The organism is Streptomyces sp. NRRL S-31 (assembly GCF_000718775.1).
Taxonomy (GTDB): domain Bacteria; phylum Actinomycetota; class Actinomycetes; order Streptomycetales; family Streptomycetaceae; genus Streptomyces.
The window spans coordinates 13,513-29,167 of the sequence record NZ_JOCB01000103.1 but is presented as its reverse complement, the minus strand read 5'-3'; the positions used below and the strand labels follow the sequence as shown (position 1 = coordinate 29,167).

The window sequence follows — 15,655 nt, the reverse complement described above, 5'->3', positions numbered from 1 at the left end:
CGGCTCCCCGCGCTCCCGCCCGTCCGGCACCGCGCCAAGCGGCCCGTACGGGCGGGAGAGGCAGCCAGCCGCAGCGCTGAGCACTGCGGAACCAGCGGTCTCGGTGTTCAGCGGCCCCAGCGGGGGAAGCCGCGACGCTCGGACTCTTCGATCATTCCGTTGAGGTCCTCGTGGAACGCGGCCTCCCGCTTCTTGTCGCCGCTGTTGTGCGCTTCCTTGGCGGCGGCGGAGGCCAGTTCCATGCTCTGCACCAGGTCCGCGTCGGAAGCCTTCTTGAACCACGCCATGACGGTGTCTCCCTGTGTGACGTCGGGGTTGTGGAACGCTGAACGGTTCCCCTCACCGCCCGTGCGGGACGGGCGGATCGGGCAGCCCTTCAGCGCTGGACGACGTCCTTGCCCAGGTCGCGGTGGTGGACGCTCACGCGGTGCCCGGCGGCCGTCAGCCGCTCGGCGAGCGCGCCGGCGAAGGTCGGGGCCCGGTGCCGACCGCCCGCGCATCCGTCGGCGACGGTCACCGTCCCGGCACTCGGGCCGGACGCGAACGCGTCGATCGCGGCGGCGGTGGCCTCGACCAGGTCCGTGATGCCGGGCGTGCCCAGCACGGCGGCGCGGACCGGCTCGTCCTCGGCGGTCATGTACCGCAGCTCGGGCGATACGTGCGGGTCCCGGAAGTGGTGACGCAGGTCGATGGTGAGGTGCGCCGCCGGGGGCGCGTCGTGCAGGTAGCCGAACGAGACGATCTCGACAGCAGCCATAGGGACTCCAGAGAGGTGAAGGGGTGTTCCGGCTCCCCTCGGCACTGCTCGTTCGAGACGAGCAGCGGAGGCAACCGGCCGCAGCGGACTGGCTGCGGAAGTGGTCGATGCGCGATCTAGCCGCGCGGTCCGTCTTTTCGACTCGGGGAGACGGGGCCCACCTATGCAGTTGTCAAGGAACGACCAGCTCAGGGCCCCACTTGCACGAGCTATCCCGAACCGACAGACCCAGAAGGCAGCCCAAAGAAGGCCCTCCCGGCGCCGCCCCTCGTTTCCTCGGTGCGACATGCTCAACGTAGCCAACCTGCTTAGACAGGTCAAGCAGGATGACAAGGCCGCTCAGGATGGGCAGGTGGGTAACATGTCGGTATGAGCCTTGACCCAAACGACGAACGCCCGCCGTACTTGCAGGTCAGCGGCATTCTGCGGGCCGAAATCCTCACCAAGAAGTTCGAGCCTGGAACCCAGCTCCCGTCGGGCCCGGAGCTGTCCAAGCGCTTCGGAGTCGCTCGCGGCACGGTGACTAAGGCCCTGGACATGCTCCGGGACGAGGGGTTGATCGTGACCCGGAAGGGGTCGGGCTCCTTCGTGCGTGAGCGCACGGAACGGCCGGTCGGACTGCGCCCGCACCTGGAGATGGCCTTCGCGGACTCCCAGGTATCTGTGGACTTTGCCGGGTTCTCCAGCGAGACCCTGCACAGCGCGATGCAGGAGCCGCTGGACCGTATCCGCGCGGGTCGTCTGCGCCCACAGTCCATCGCGGTCCGACTGCTGCTGCCGGACACGTCAGCACCTATGGCTGTGCCGACGCTGGTCGACGGCCTCAAGGATGACCCGGTGCTGCGTGACCGCGCCCGGAACATCGCGCTGACCAACGCGGCCGGCATTCAGCACTCCGTCGAGGTGCTGGCCGAGATGGGCTTGGTCGAGACCGCGACGGTCGACGTCAAGGTCTACCGGGCGACGTCCCTGTTCAAGCTCTACATCATCAACCGCCGTGACGTGTTCTTCGGCTTCTATCCGCTGCGTGAACGAACTCTCGCGGTCGAAGGTGAGGCCCGTACGTTCTACGACGTCACGGGCAAGGACACCACGCTCTTCCACCACGCGGCGGGGCCGGACGGAGAGTCCATGGGTTCGCAGTACGTCACGCAGGCCACGACGTGGTTCGAAAGCGTCTGGAGCACCATCGCGTTCGAGCGTGACGCATGAACGCAACCGTGCGGTCTCTGGCGTCCATCCTCGCCCCTGTGCGTCACGTCCTGCTCGACTTCGACGGCCCGGTCTGCTCGGTGTTTGATGGCTTCCCTGCGCCAGAGGTGGCACGGGAGCTGCTGAGTCAGATGCCCGAGCGTTCGGACGTGTGGGCCGGCGAGACAGATCCGCTCGCCTTGCTCCGGCGGATCGGAGACGAACGGCCAGACCTTGCTCCCGCGGCGGACGACCGCTTGTCCGCTCTGGAAGTGGAGGCGGTTCTGCGGGCTCGACCGACGGCTGGCGGAGCGGCATTCATGGAGTCATGCAGGACGAGCGGGCGCCGCGTGTGGATGGTCAGCAACAACGCCACAGCGGCCATCACCCGGTACCTCACCGATCACGGCCTGGATGACTACGTCTCAGGCAGTTTCGGCCGTGTACACGGTCAGCCTGCCTCCATGAAGCCGTCTCCCCGGCTGCTGGCCGACGCGATGCGGGCAGCCGACGCGAAACCCGGGGAGTGCATCTTCGTCGGTGATGCGGTTCGGGATGTTGAGGCGGCCCACGCCGCAGGGATGAACGCAATCGGCTACGCGAACAAGCCGGGCAAGGCCGAGTCCCTGACCACCGCCGGGGCAATCGGCGTGGTGACCAGTATGGAGACTCTGGCAAGAGCGGCCCTGGTGAGTCGGCTGTAGGGGCCAATCTCGCAATCTCCGAGAGTGCCTCACCGGGCACGTTGTCGAAGGGCCCCACCGCAAGCGGCGTCGGGATCGTTGGCGTACGCCAACCCGTACGCCAACACCGGCGCACAACCGCGTCCCACCGACAGCACCGACACCCTACGCGGCGAGTCCCTCACTCATTAGGACACGGCCTGAAAAGCGGAAGGTCGCCGGTTCGACCCCGGCCCCAGCCACCGCAGCCCTGACCAGGGCATGAGCCCCTCTCCGACACCAACGGAGAGGGGCTCTTCACGTTCCCCGCGGCGAAGTGCGGCGATGTACGGCGACGCCTTGGCACCGCGACCGGTCGGCGCTACCTTCGGCCCGGTCGCGCGTGGCGCGCGGGGACGGGGGAGACATGGGCAGGGACGAGACCGGAGCCGTCCGGGGCACCGAGCTGGAGAAGACCCGGGCGCGGTACGGCCTGCTCGCGGTGGTCACCAGCAATCTCGCGATCACGGCGGTCGCCGCCTTCGGCGTGTGGCGGCTCGACGGGGACAAGGCAGTGATCGTCGGGGTCCTCACCGCCGCGTTCACCGCCGTCACCGGGATGACCACCGCCTATCTGGGCATCAAGGCCGTTTCCAACACGGCGCGGTCGATCGCCCTCGGGGACGGCACGGCCCGCAGACACCCCGAGCCGGCTCCGCCCGCCCAGCCCTGAGCCGGGTGCGCCCGGGCCGAGCGCCTAGGCGGCGTGTGCCGGGCCGGTGGGCCGGCCGCCCGGATGCCGGTGCCGCCAGACGAGGAACACCGCGCAGGAGACGACGGCCCAGGCCACCAGCACCAGGAACGGCAGCGCGTGCTGGTGGCCCCGGAAGTACACCGCCGTGTGCTGGGCGTTCACCGAGGCCCCGTTGGGCAGCCAGCGCCCGATCGTGCCGAGCGGCGACGGCAGCAGCGGCCAGGAGACGGCACCGCCGGACGACGGGTTGCCCAGCAGCACCATCAGGCCCCAGGTCGGCAGCATGGCCCACCGTCCGAACAGGGTGTTGAACATCGTGAACACCATGCCGGACGTGAACATCGTCAGGGCGAGGATTCCCCAGGACTCCAGGAAGGGCAGCCTCAGCACCCCCATCCACCAGTCCACCACCGCGGCGATCGTGAACCCGCCGAGCACGGCGTAGGCGACGGTGTAGACGATGCGCTCCAGCGGGTTCAGCGCCTTCGCGTGCACGCTGAGCTGGATGGCCCCGATGAAGCCGATGATCACCGCGGCCAGGGTGATGTAGAAGATCGCCAGGCCCCGCGGGTCGCCCTTCTGGAGCGGCTTGAGGTCGTGGACCACCACGGGGGTGCCGGTGGCGCCGCCGACCCGCAGCGCCGCCTCGCTGAGCACCTGGGCGACCGTGGCCCCGGACGCCCCGGACACGTCCAGGGCGATCGCCCGGCCGCCGGCGGGCGCCTCGATCACCGCGAACACCCGCTGTTCGTCCACCGCCCGCACCGCGTCCCGCCGGCTGCCGTACGGGTGGAGCTTCAGGGAGGCGCCCAACGCCCCCTCCATGCCGTCGATGAACCGCCGGGCGGCCGGCCCTCCAGGGTCGCCGGTGACCGCCGCGGGGATGCTGTGCGGGGTCGGGTTGGCCATGGCGTACGTGTAGGAACCGGCGAAGAGGCCGGCCGCGGCGGCCAGGATGAACAGCAGGACCGTGGCGGGCAGGAAGGGCGACGCCCGGAACGCCGCCCAGCGTTCCGCGCGGGTCGGGGGGCGGCCGTGCTCTCCATGGGGCGCATCAGGCATATCGACCACGCTAGGTCATGTGGTGACATCTCGCCCCGAGTCAAATCGTTCGCGTGATTTTCCGCCGAGGTGAGATCCTGGATCGCGTATGTCTACGCATCCCGCCCCCGCACTCGGCACCCTCGCCCCCCGCCTGACCGAGCTGTCCCTGCGCGACGCGCACCGGCTCGGCCGGCGGCTGGAGGGCGCGCGCAAGATCCGCAAGCCGGAGGCGCGCTCCTCCGTCCTGGCCGAGATCGAGACCGAGATCGACCGCGCCGCGGACCGGATGGCCGAGCGGCGCTCCCGCGTGCCGGCCGTCACCTACCCCGAGCAGCTGCCGGTCAGCCAGAAGAAGGACGAGATCGCGGACGCCATCCGCGCTCACCAGGTCGTCATCGTGGCCGGTGAGACCGGGTCCGGCAAGACCACGCAGATCCCCAAGATCTGTATGGAGCTGGGCCGGGGCGTGCGCGGCATGATCGGGCACACCCAGCCGCGCAGGATCGCCGCCCGGACGGTCGCCGAGCGTGTCGCGGAGGAGCTGAGCACCCCGCTCGGCGAGGCCGTCGGCTGGAAGGTCCGCTTCACCGACCAGGTGAACCCGGACGCCACCTTCGTGAAGCTGATGACGGACGGCATCCTGCTCGCCGAGATCCAGACCGACCGCGAGCTGCGCGCCTACGACACGATCATCATCGACGAGGCCCACGAGCGGTCCCTCAACATCGACTTCCTGCTGGGCTACCTGGCCCAGCTGCTGCCCAGGCGCCCGGACCTGAAGGTCGTGATCACCTCCGCGACCATCGACCCGGAGCGTTTCTCCCGGCACTTCGGCGACGCCCCGATCATCGAGGTCAGCGGACGCACCTACCCGGTGGAGGTCCGGTACCGGCCCCTGCTGGAGGAGGAGTCGGAGGACGCCGACCGCGACCAGATCACCGCCATCACCGACGCCGTCGAGGAGCTGATGGGCGAGGGTCCCGGCGACATCCTCGTCTTCCTCTCCGGCGAGCGGGAGATCCGGGACACGGCGGACGCGCTGGAGAAGAAGAAGTACCGGTTCACGGAGGTGCTCCCGCTCTACGCCCGGCTGTCCCACGCCGAGCAGCACCGGGTCTTCCAGCCGCACTCCGGACGCCGGATCGTGCTGGCGACCAACGTCGCCGAGACCTCGCTCACCGTGCCGGGCATCAAGTACGTCATCGACCCCGGCTTCGCCCGGATCAGCCGCTACAGCCACCGCACCAAGGTCCAGCGGCTGCCCATCGAGCCGGTCTCCCAGGCCAGCGCCAACCAGCGCAAGGGCCGCTGCGGCCGTACGTCCGACGGCATCTGCGTCCGCCTGTACTCCGAGGACGACTTCGTCGCCCGTCCGGAGTTCACGGACGCGGAGATCCTGCGGACCAACCTCGCCTCCGTCATCCTCCAGATGACCGCGGCCGGCCTCGGCGACATCGAGAAGTTCCCCTTCATCGACCCGCCGGACCACCGCAACATCCGCGACGGCGTACAGCTGCTCCAGGAGCTGGGCGCGCTGGACCCGGCCCAGCAGGACCCCCGCAAGCGGCTCACGGACACCGGCCGCAAGCTGGCCCAGCTGCCGGTCGACCCGCGGCTGGCCCGGATGGTCCTGGAGGCCGCCCGCAACGGTTGCGTCCGCGAGGTCATGGTCATCGCTGCCGCGCTGTCCATCCAGGACCCGCGCGAGCGCCCGGCCGACAAGCAGGCCCAGGCCGACCAGCAGCACGCCCGGTTCAAGGAGGAGACCAGCGACTTCCTCGCCTATCTGAACCTGTGGCGTTACATCCGCGAACAGCAGCGGGAACGGGGCTCGTCGTCCTTCCGTCGGATGTGCAAGCAGGAGTACCTGAACTTCCTGCGCATCCGCGAGTGGCAGGACATCTACACCCAGCTGCGCACGGTCGCCAAGCAGATGGGCATCCACCTCAACGAGGAGGACGCCCCGGCCGACCGCGTCCATGTCTCCCTCCTCGCCGGCCTCCTCTCCCACGTCGGCATGAAGGACGTGAAGGACGGCAACAAGAACGAGTACCTGGGCGCGCGCAACGCCAAGTTCGCCCTGTTCCCGGGTTCGGCGCTGTTCCGCAAGCAGCCGAGGTTCGTGATGTCCGCCGAGCTGGTGGAGACCAGCCGGCTCTGGGCCCGGGTCAACGCCAGGATCGAGCCCGAGTGGGTCGAACCGCTCGCCGGGCACCTCCTCAAGCGCACCTACAGCGAACCGCACTGGGAGAAGGACCAGGCGGCCGTGATGGCGTACGAGAAGGTCACGCTGTACGGCGTACCGATCGTCGCCCAGCGGAAGGTGAACTACGGCCGGATCGACCCCGAGGTCTCCCGCGAACTGTTCATCCGCAACGCGCTCGTGGAGGGCGACTGGCGCACCCACCACAAGTTCTTCGCCGACAACCGCAGGCTCCTCAGCGAGGTCGAGGAGCTGGAGCACCGCGCCCGGCGCCGGGACATCGTCGTGGACGACGACACGCTCTTCGACTTCTACGACCAGCGGGTGCCCGAACACGTCGTGTCCGGGGCCCACTTCGACTCCTGGTGGAAGCGCAAGCGGCAGGAGCAGCCGGACCACCTGGACTTCGAGCGGGAGATGCTCATCCGGGAGTCGGCGGAGGCGGTGACCAAGGCCGACTACCCGGACACCTGGCGCCAGGGGAACCTCAAGTTCAAGGTGACCTACCAGTTCGAACCGGGTGCGGACGCCGACGGCGTGACGGTGCACATCCCGCTCCAGGTGCTCAACCAGGTCACGGACGAGGGCTTCGACTGGCAGATCCCGGGCCTGCGCGAGGAAGTGGTGACGGAGCTGATCCGTTCCCTGCCCAAGCCGATCCGCCGCAACTACGTACCGGCGCCGAACTACGCGAAGGCGTTCCTGGAGAAGGCGGTGCCCCTCCGGGAGCCGCTGGACGTGACGATGGCCCGCGAACTGAAGCGGATGGTCGGCGTGCCCTTCGAGGCCGACGACTTCGACTGGTCGAGGGTCCCCGAGCACCTCAAGATCACCTTCCGGATCGTCGACGAGCGGCGCCGGAAACTGGACGAGGACAAGGACCTCCAGGCGCTGAAGCTGCGTCTGAAGCCGAAGGCCCGCAAGGCCCTGTCCCAGGCCGCGGCGGCGACCGCCTCCCGCGAGGGCGGCGAGTCGCTGGAGCGGCGCGGCCTGACGGACTGGACGATCGGCGCGCTCACCCGGGTCTTCGAGACCCGCCGGGCCGGGCAGCCGGTCAAGGCGTACCCGGCGCTGGTGGACGACGGCGACACGGTCTCCGTGCGGCTCTTCGACACCGAGGCGGAGCAGGCCGAGGCCATGTGGAAGGGCACCCGCCGGCTGATCCTGCGCAACATCCCGGTGAACCCGGCGAAGTTCGCGTCCGAGAAGCTGACGAACGCCCAGAAGCTGGCGCTGTCCGCCAATCCGCACGGCTCCGTCCAGGCGCTGTTCGACGACTGCGCGATGGCCGCGGCGGACAAGCTCATCGGCGACTTCGGCGGCCCGGCGTGGGACGAGGAGTCGTACCGGAAGCTGTACGACAAGGTGCGCGCGGAGATCGTGGACACCACGGTCCGCACGGTCGCCCAGGTGCAGCAGGTGCTCGCCGCCTGGCAGGCCTGTGAGCGCCGTCTGAAGGCCGTGGCCAGTCCCGCGCTGCTCGCGAACCTCACGGACGTCCGCAAGCAGCTGGACGCCCTCGTGAAGCCCGGTTTCGTCACCTGGGCGGGCATACGCCGGCTGCCCGACCTGATGCGCTATCTGGTGGCCGCCGACCGCAGGCTCCAGCAGATGCCGGCGAACGTCCAGCGCGACACCACGCGCATGGAGAAGGTCCACGAGATGCAGGACGAGTACGCCTGGCTCCTGGAGCAGCTTCCCCAGGGCCGCCCGGTCCCGGCCCCGGTGCTGGAGATCCGGTGGATGCTGGAGGAGCTGCGGGTCAGCTATTTCGCCCACGCGCTGGGCACCGCGTACCCGGTCTCCGACAAGCGGATCGTGAAGGCGATCGACGCGGCCGCGCCGTAGCCGGACGGGTACGGAGGGTGAGTTCGACCAGGGCCCTCACCCTCCTGTACAGTCCTTCTCGCAGCGCAACGCAGCAGCAAGCGCCGCGATCGAGGTCCTGTGGAGCAGTTTGGAGTGCTCGCCACCCTGTCAAGGTGGAGGCCGCGGGTTCAAATCCCGTCAGGACCGCATATGGAAGGGCCCCCGGAAGGGGGCCCTTCCGGCGTTTGGGGAGGCCGGCGACGCCAACGGCCCTCGCCGGTGCCCCGGCCGCCGTCCTGACGGCGTTCCGCGCGGCCGTCCCCGGCCTTGACGGCGTCACATTCCCTCGGTACCCAGGGAGCAGGGCTCGTTCCCCCTGTGCGGCTCCCGGAGGTGGCGTATGGCGGCGTCGGTCAGGCACGAGACGCGGGCGCTCCTGAGGGCCCATCTGTCGGCCGCCTCCTCCTACCGGCACTTCACGCGCCACTGCCCCGTCTGCCACCGTCTGCTGCGGCTGGCGATGGACGCGGGTCCGCGCGGCCGGGAGGCCGGACAGGAGGCCGTCACCGAGGAGAGTCCCCGGCGGGCATGACCTCCCGCCGGAGCCGGCGGCCCAACACCCTTACAGGCATGGGCAGCTGGCACGGCCGGCCCCCTTTAACGCATGCCGAGCGCGAGCAGCAAGCGCCCGATCGTGTGACGGGAGTCACCGCATGGGTTCTCGGAACAGCGGTACTTACCAGCGTCATACAACGGGTCAATTTAATATGTGCAATTGCACCGCTCCCACGGGCCGCGCACAGCCGTTCCGACAGGCATCCCCAGACTCCGACAAGGACGCTCACCGGCGCCGCCCCCGCCCCCGACCTGCGCACAAAAAAGATCGCGCTGGACTCTGCGGAGTCCAGCGCGATCCACGACGCACCCTGTGGCGCTTGCCTACGACGTTCTCTTCGGCTTGGGCGAGGGACCTGTTGGGGCAGGCCCCGCGTCGCTTACAGCTAGGGGATCGGACACTCCGGCCGATTGGGGGACCGACCGTCTTGTCCGGTTATGAAGTTGTTCAGGCCTCGCTGCGCTGCTGCGGGATGCCCGCCAACAGGGCGCGGACCTCGGCCTCGCGGTAACGTCGGTGTCCACCGAGCGTGCGGATGGACGTGAGCTTGCCGGCCTTGGCCCACCGCGTGACCGTCTTGGGGTCGACGCGGAACATGGTGGCGACCTCGGCGGGGGTCAGCAGCGGCTCGGCATCAGGGGTGCGAGCGGTCATGAGCGGCCTCCTCGGGAGAACCGAACCTTCTCGGTTCTTTCCTCTAAATTCTGCACCTTGACCCGCGTTGCCCGAAATGGCGGACGCGAGTCGAGTCGGTTATAGGACGAACGGCTTGTCCTCGGCACTACAACTACACCATCTGTCCAGCCGCGTCGGCCAAACCGATGGAATTGCCCTCCCAGGTGTTCATCAGCGACGGAAGCCGATGGACCATGCCATAGCGGACAGTCACGCCACTGTGACGATCAGTCACAGTGGCGTTCAGGAGTCACCGGACCCCCCAAAACGTGCAATGCTGAGAATCCGCCCACAGTGGAGCATAGTTGGACGGACGGAGACCTCCCCGGACTCCTTGTCCTATTTTGGCACGAGGGGTGGCAAGAGGCGCAAGGGCCGGGTAAGTGCTGTCCATCACCCTTGGGGTAAAAGTCCAGATCGAGACCAACGCCCCATCAGGTGGTGTAAGCGAAGGAGAACGTACGTCGTCCGACCCCGGTTTGACCGTGACCTACGTCACTCAGTTCGCCGAACGCCTGTTCCGGACCGCCCGCCAGCGCTCGACCAGCCGCCCGTACGCCTCCCCCGCGGCCGCGCCGTCGCCCCGGCGCAGCGCCTCGATGCCGGCGGCCACGTCCGCCGCCGAGCGGTCGTCCGCCAGCTCCCCCGCCGGCAGCACGTGCACCAGCCCGCCGTAGTCCAGTTCCACCAGCGAACGCGGATGGAACTCCTCCAGCCAGCGGCCGACGTCCACCAGGCCGTCGACCAGCGGCCCCTCCCCGATGGCGTCCCGCAGCGCGCGCAGCCCCCGCGCCACCCGGCGCCGGGCCTGCACCATCGGCGTGCGGTAGCGCAGCGCCGGGGGCACGTCGGCGGTCCCCTCGTCGTACCGCCGCTCCTCGTCGGAGACCAGCACGAACCAGTTCAGCGGCACCTGCCAGGTCGCCGTGCGGATCCACGGGCGGGCGTCGGGGTTGCGGGCGAGCCAGCGCTCGTAATCCTGGGCCGCCTGGCGGCGCACCACCGGCGGCAGCACCGCGTCCAGCACCGGCGGGGGCAGTTCGTCCGCCAGCCCGTCCAGGGCCTGCCAGCCGCGCAGCCGGGTCCGCCAGGGGCACACGCACACCGTGCCCTCGACCTCCAGCACGAAGGCGTCGCCACTCTCGTGCACCGGCACCGCGATCGGCGGGGTGGGCAGCAAGTCGGCCAGGGACCGGCGCAGTTCGTCCTGGTAGGTGGGGCGGTCCGGACGCCGGGCGTAGCGCGCCCAGTGACCGCGCTCCGGCTCCTGGAAGGCGCTCAGCGGCTCGTACACGCGCAAGTAGGCGGCATAGGGGACGACCACGGAGGACACCTTCGGCACGCCTGCTCCCTCCCCACCCGGTCCGGCTCGAAACCACTGCGCATCGTGCCATGGTCACGCGTGCGCGGCGGGCCCGGGAGAGTGATCCTGAACACTGCGCGGATGGTGAACGGGCCGAGGCTCTACGCTCATGCCACGGCTCCCCGCCACCCGCACGGGGACCGCACCCCACCCGCCGCTAGTACACAGGAGTCACCACAGTGACCGACGTAACCGGCGCGCCTGCTGATGTCCTGCACACCCTGTTCCACTCGGACCAGGGCGGCCATGAGCAGGTCGTGCTCTGCCAGGATCACGCCAGCGGCCTCAAGGCCGTGATCGCCATCCACTCCACCGCCCTGGGCCCCGCCCTCGGCGGCACGCGCTTCTACCCGTACGCCACCGAGGCCGAGGCCGTCGCCGACGCCCTCAACCTGGCGCGCGGGATGTCGTACAAGAACGCCATGGCCGGTCTCGACCACGGCGGCGGCAAGGCCGTGATCATCGGCGATCCGGAGCGCGACAAGACCGAGGAGCTGCTCCTCGCCTACGGGCGCATGGTCGCCTCCCTCGGCGGTCGCTACGTCACCGCGTGCGACGTCGGCACGTACGTCGCGGACATGGACGTCGTGGCCCGCGAGTGCCGCTGGACCACCGGCCGCTCACCGGAGAACGGCGGCGCCGGCGACTCCTCCGTGCTCACCGCCTTCAGCGTCTACCAGGGCATGCGCGCCTCGGCCCAGCACCTGTGGGGCGACCCCTCGCTGCGCGGCCGCAAGGTCGGCGTGGCCGGTGTCGGCAAGGTCGGCCACCACCTGGTGCGGCACCTGCTCGACGAGGGCGCCGAGGTCGTGATCACGGACGTGCGCGCGGACGCCGTCCGGCGGATCCTCCAGGAGCACCCCGCCGGGGTGACGGCCGTCGCCGACACCGAGGCGCTGATCCGGGTCGAGGGGCTCGACGTCTACGCCCCGTGCGCCCTCGGCGGCGCGCTGAACGACGACACCGTGCCGGTGCTGACCGCCGCGGTGGTGTGCGGCGCGGCCAACAACCAGCTGGCCCACCCGGGGGTGGAGAAGGACCTCGCCGACCGCGGGATCCTCTACGCGCCGGACTACGTGGTGAACGCCGGCGGGGTCATCCAGGTGGCCGACGAACTGCACGGGTTCGACTTCGACCGGTGCAAGGCGAAAGCGGCGAGGATCTTCGACACCACGCTGGCCATATTCGCACGTGCGAAGGAAGACGGCATCCCGCCGGCCGCGGCGGCCGACCGGATCGCCGAGCAGCGGATGGCCGACGCCCGCGCGGAACGCGCCGCGCGCTAGCCCGTTCGCACACATGAGCGGTACCCGTCGGCGGGAACTTGGAGAGAACTCTCACTTCCACCGGCGGGTCGTTCCCCGATAAGTGGTTAAAATCGCCACTGACCAGCGAGGACGGGGCGCCTCGAAGGTCATGGGCAGACGCGCGTGCTGCGGGCGACGTACCGTATGGGCGCGGGCTCAGGTACCGTGGAAGCCCTACGGACCGGCCTCTCCACGGAGGGTCCGTTCCGATCATGAACGCGTGTCAGACTCTGGGGCCGTCGAGCCCCGTCACCGAGGGGGTCGAGCCATGGGGCGCGGCCGGGCCAAGGCCAAGCAGACAAAGGTCGCCCGCCAGCTGAAGTACAACAGCGGTGGGACTGACCTGTCACGTCTGGCCAGTGAACTGGGCGCATCGACTTCGAGCCAGCCGCCGAACGGCGAGCCGTTCGAGGACGATGAGGACGACGAGGACGATCTTTACTCGCGGTACGCCGATCTCTACGGGGACGACGACGCAGACGAGGACGAGGGCCCCTCACAGCACCGTCGCGGCGCTTGACCCAGTACTCAGCACCAGCCCGGTCGGTGGCACTGCCACCGACCGGGTTCTGTGCTACCCCTGGGTCCGGCCCGCGGCGCCGTCAGACCGCGTAGGTGCCGACCAGCTCGGCGCCGGTCTCCTTGTCGCCCCGGTCGGTGATCTCGCCGGCGACCCATGCCTCGACCCCGCGGTCGGCCAGGGTCGCGAGGGCCACCTCGGTGGACTCCTCCGGGACGATCGCCATCATGCCGACGCCCATGTTGAGGGTCTTCTCCAGCTCCAGGCGTTCGACGTTCCCGGTCCTGCCGACCAGGTCGAAGATCGCGCCCGGGGTCCAGGTGGAGCGGTCGACCACGGCGTGCAGGCCGTCCGGGATGACCCGGGCCAGGTTGGCCGCGAGCCCGCCGCCGGTGATGTGGCTGTAGGCGTGCACATCGGTGGTACGGGTCAGCGCCAGGCAGTCCAGCGAGTAGATCTTGGTCGGCTCCAGCAGTTCCTCGCCGAGGGTGCGGCCCAGTTCGGCGACCTCGCTCTCCAGGGCCAGTCCCGCCGTGTTCAGCAGGACGTGGCGGACCAGGGAGTACCCGTTCGAGTGAAGCCCGGAGGACGCCATGGCGATCACGGTGTCACCTGTGCGGATGCGATCCGCCCCCAGCAGCCGGTCGGCCTCCACCACGCCCGTACCGGCGCCGGCGACGTCGAAGTCGTCCGCGCCCAGCAGGCCCGGGTGCTCGGCCGTCTCGCCGCCCACCAGGGCGCAGCCGGCCAGCACACAGCCCTCCGCGATGCCCTTGACGATGGCCGCGACCCGCTCGGGGTGCACCTTGCCGACGCAGATGTAGTCGGTCATGAACAGCGGCTCGGCACCGCACACCACGATGTCGTCCATGACCATGGCGACCAGGTCGTGGCCGATCGTGTCGTAGACGCCGAGGCGGCGGGCGATGTCGACCTTCGTGCCGACGCCGTCCGTGGCGGAGGCCAGCAGCGGGCGCTCGTAGCGCTTGAGGGCGGAGGCGTCGAAGAGCCCGGCGAAGCCGCCGAGGCCGCCCAGGACCTCGGGGCGCTGGGTCTTCCTCACCCACTCCTTCATCAGCTCGACGGCGCGGTCGCCCGCCTCGATGTCGACGCCCGCCGCTGCGTAGCTGGCACCAGTTGTCTCAGACATGGCTGTGAGAGCTTTCGTGTCGTACTGCGGGGTGTTACGGGCGGCGGATCGCGTCGGCCGCGGCCGTGGCGGCGGGACCGGCGGCCAGCTCGGTCTCCAGCAGCTGCTTGCCGAGCAGCTCGGGATCCGGCAGCTCCATCGGGTATTCGCCGTCGAAGCAGGCGCGGCAGAGGTTCGGCTTGGCGATCGAGGTCGCGTCGATCATGCCGTCGATGGAGATGTAGGCCAGCGAGTCGGCGCCGAGGCTGGTGCCGATCTCCTCGATGGTCATGCCGTTGGCGATCAGCTCCGCGCGGGTGGCGAAGTCGATGCCGAAGAAGCAGGGCCACTTCACGGGCGGGGAGGAGATCCGGATGTGGACCTCGGCGGCGCCCGCCTCGCGAAGCATGCGGACCAGGGCCCGCTGGGTGTTGCCGCGCACGATCGAGTCGTCTACGACGACCAGGCGCTTGCCCTTGATGACTTCCTTGAGCGGGTTCAGCTTCAGCCGGATGCCCAGCTGGCGGATGGTCTGCGAGGGCTGGATGAAGGTCCGGCCGACGTAGGCGTTCTTCACCAGGCCGCTGCCGAACGGGATGCCGGAGGCCTCCGCGTAGCCGATGGCGGCCGGGGTGCCGGATTCCGGGGTCGCTATGACCAGATCGGCCTCGACCGGGGCCTCCTTGGCCAGCCGGCGGCCCATCTCCACCCGGGAGAGGTAGACGTTCCGGCCGGCGATGTCGGTGTCCGGGCGGGCCAGGTACACGTACTCGAAGACACAGCCCTTGGGCTTCGCTTCCGCGAATCGAGTGCTGCGCAGGCCGTTCTCGTCGATGGCGACGAACTCGCCCGGCTCGATCTCCCGCACGAAGCTCGCGCCGCAGATGTCGAGTGCCGCGGACTCGGAGGCGACCACCCAGCCGCGCTCCAGCCGGCCGAGGACCAGCGGGCGGATGCCCTGCGGGTCACGGGCGGTGTAGAGGGTGTTCTCGTCCATGAAGACGAGCGAGAAGGCGCCCCGCACCTTCGGAAGGACCGCGTGGGCGGCCTCCTCGATGGTCAGCGGCTTGCCGTCCTCGTCGACCTGGGCGGCCAGCAGGGCCGTCAGCAGGTCGGTGTCGTTGGTGGCCGCGACCCTGGTGGAGCGGCTGTTGTTGTCGTTGGGCAACTCGGCGACCATCTCGGCGAGCTGCGCCGTGTTCACCAGGTTGCCGTTGTGGCCGAGCGCGATCGAGCCGTGCCCGGTGGCACGGAACGTCGGCTGGGCGTTTTCCCACACGGAGGCCCCGGTGGTCGAGTAGCGGGCGTGTCCGACCGCGATATGACCCTGGAGCGAACCGAGCGAAGTCTCGTCGAAGACCTGGGAGACCAGGCCCATGTCCTTGAAGACGAGGATCTGGGAGCCGTTGCTGACCGCGATTCCCGCGGATTCCTGACCCCGGTGCTGGAGGGCGTAGAGCCCGAAGTACGTGAGCTTTGCGACCTCTTCACCCGGAGCCCAGACGCCGAAGACGCCGCAAGCGTCCTGGGGGCCCTTTTCGCCGGGAAGCAGATCGTGATTGAGTCGACCGTCACCACGTGGCACGCCTCCGAGTGTAGGCGAGGTCGACCACTGGTCCGAATTG

Annotated in this window: 14 protein-coding genes and 1 tRNA gene; 8 read left to right on the top strand and 7 right to left on the bottom strand. The window is 69.6% G+C overall.

Annotation, left to right across the window (positions count from 1 at the left end; translation table 11 throughout):
- Positions 1 to 107 precede the first annotated feature (107 nt).
- The gene (locus IF37_RS0131640) at positions 108 to 287 is read right to left on the bottom strand and encodes a hypothetical protein (protein ID WP_030750429.1); all 180 of its coding nucleotides are present in this window, start codon (positions 285 to 287) and stop codon (positions 108 to 110) included.
- An 89-nt stretch (positions 288 to 376) separates the two neighbouring features.
- A complete protein-coding gene (locus tag IF37_RS0131635; protein ID WP_030750426.1) occupies positions 377 to 757 on the bottom strand; it encodes an RNase adapter RapZ in 381 nt (126 codons plus the stop codon).
- Positions 758 to 1,126: 369 nt separating this feature from the next.
- On the opposite strand from IF37_RS0131635, the gene IF37_RS0131630 reads away from it, so the two are divergent.
- The 3 genes from IF37_RS0131630 (at position 1,127) to IF37_RS0131620 (ending at position 3,343) form a co-directional block, all read left to right on the top strand.
- Positions 1,127 to 1,969: a GntR family transcriptional regulator gene (locus tag IF37_RS0131630; protein ID WP_030750422.1), complete on the top strand. Its 843-nt coding sequence runs from the start codon at positions 1,127 to 1,129 to the stop codon at positions 1,967 to 1,969.
- Between the two features lie 38 nt (positions 1,970 to 2,007).
- A complete protein-coding gene (locus IF37_RS0131625; RefSeq protein WP_253915906.1) occupies positions 2,008 to 2,652 on the top strand; it encodes an HAD family hydrolase in 645 nt (214 codons plus the stop codon).
- Between the two features lie 385 nt (positions 2,653 to 3,037).
- Positions 3,038 to 3,343 carry a hypothetical protein gene (locus tag IF37_RS0131620; RefSeq protein WP_030750416.1) on the top strand — a complete coding sequence of 102 codons (306 nt, stop codon included), beginning with the start codon at positions 3,038 to 3,040 and terminating at the stop codon, positions 3,341 to 3,343.
- A 24-nt stretch (positions 3,344 to 3,367) separates the two neighbouring features.
- Here the strand turns inward: IF37_RS0131620 and IF37_RS0131615 are convergent, their stop codons facing one another.
- The gene (locus IF37_RS0131615; protein WP_030750413.1) at positions 3,368 to 4,426 is read right to left on the bottom strand and encodes a membrane protein; all 1,059 of its coding nucleotides are present in this window, start codon (positions 4,424 to 4,426) and stop codon (positions 3,368 to 3,370) included.
- Positions 4,427 to 4,514: 88 nt separating this feature from the next.
- On the opposite strand from IF37_RS0131615, the gene hrpA reads away from it, so the two are divergent.
- From hrpA to IF37_RS0131600, 3 genes are all read left to right on the top strand, one after another.
- A complete protein-coding gene (gene hrpA / locus IF37_RS0131610; RefSeq protein WP_030750409.1) occupies positions 4,515 to 8,459 on the top strand; it encodes an ATP-dependent RNA helicase HrpA in 3,945 nt (1,314 codons plus the stop codon).
- A gap of 93 nt (positions 8,460 to 8,552) precedes the next feature.
- Positions 8,553 to 8,627: transfer RNA gene (locus IF37_RS0131605), tRNA-Asp, on the top strand.
- 193 nt (positions 8,628 to 8,820) lie between these two features.
- Positions 8,821 to 9,012: a DUF6274 family protein gene (locus IF37_RS0131600; RefSeq protein ID WP_030750407.1), complete on the top strand. Its 192-nt coding sequence runs from the start codon at positions 8,821 to 8,823 to the stop codon at positions 9,010 to 9,012.
- A 471-nt stretch (positions 9,013 to 9,483) separates the two neighbouring features.
- On the opposite strand, the gene bldC is transcribed toward IF37_RS0131600, so the two are convergent.
- Together bldC and IF37_RS0131590 are read right to left on the bottom strand one after the other, a co-directional pair.
- A complete protein-coding gene (bldC, locus tag IF37_RS0131595) occupies positions 9,484 to 9,690 on the bottom strand; it encodes a developmental transcriptional regulator BldC (protein ID WP_003949541.1) in 207 nt (68 codons plus the stop codon).
- Between the two features lie 520 nt (positions 9,691 to 10,210).
- A complete protein-coding gene (locus IF37_RS0131590) occupies positions 10,211 to 11,053 on the bottom strand; it encodes a hypothetical protein (RefSeq protein WP_030750405.1) in 843 nt (280 codons plus the stop codon).
- Between the two features lie 200 nt (positions 11,054 to 11,253).
- On the opposite strand from IF37_RS0131590, the gene IF37_RS0131585 reads away from it, so the two are divergent.
- Positions 11,254 to 12,360 carry a Glu/Leu/Phe/Val dehydrogenase dimerization domain-containing protein gene (locus IF37_RS0131585; protein WP_030750402.1) on the top strand — a complete coding sequence of 369 codons (1,107 nt, stop codon included), beginning with the start codon at positions 11,254 to 11,256 and terminating at the stop codon, positions 12,358 to 12,360.
- 289 nt (positions 12,361 to 12,649) lie between these two features.
- Entirely contained in the window at positions 12,650 to 12,901 is a 252-nt protein-coding gene (locus IF37_RS0131580; RefSeq protein WP_030750399.1) for a DUF3073 domain-containing protein, read from the top strand.
- A gap of 82 nt (positions 12,902 to 12,983) precedes the next feature.
- Here IF37_RS0131580 and purM read toward each other — a convergent pair whose 3' ends face one another.
- Both purM and purF read right to left on the bottom strand, forming a co-directional pair.
- Positions 12,984 to 14,051, bottom strand: coding sequence for a phosphoribosylformylglycinamidine cyclo-ligase (gene purM, locus IF37_RS0131575; RefSeq protein WP_030750396.1), 1,068 nt, complete (start codon positions 14,049 to 14,051; stop codon positions 12,984 to 12,986).
- A 34-nt stretch (positions 14,052 to 14,085) separates the two neighbouring features.
- Positions 14,086 to 15,615, bottom strand: coding sequence for an amidophosphoribosyltransferase (gene purF, locus IF37_RS0131570; protein WP_030750393.1), 1,530 nt, complete (start codon positions 15,613 to 15,615; stop codon positions 14,086 to 14,088).
- Positions 15,616 to 15,655 lie beyond the last annotated feature (40 nt).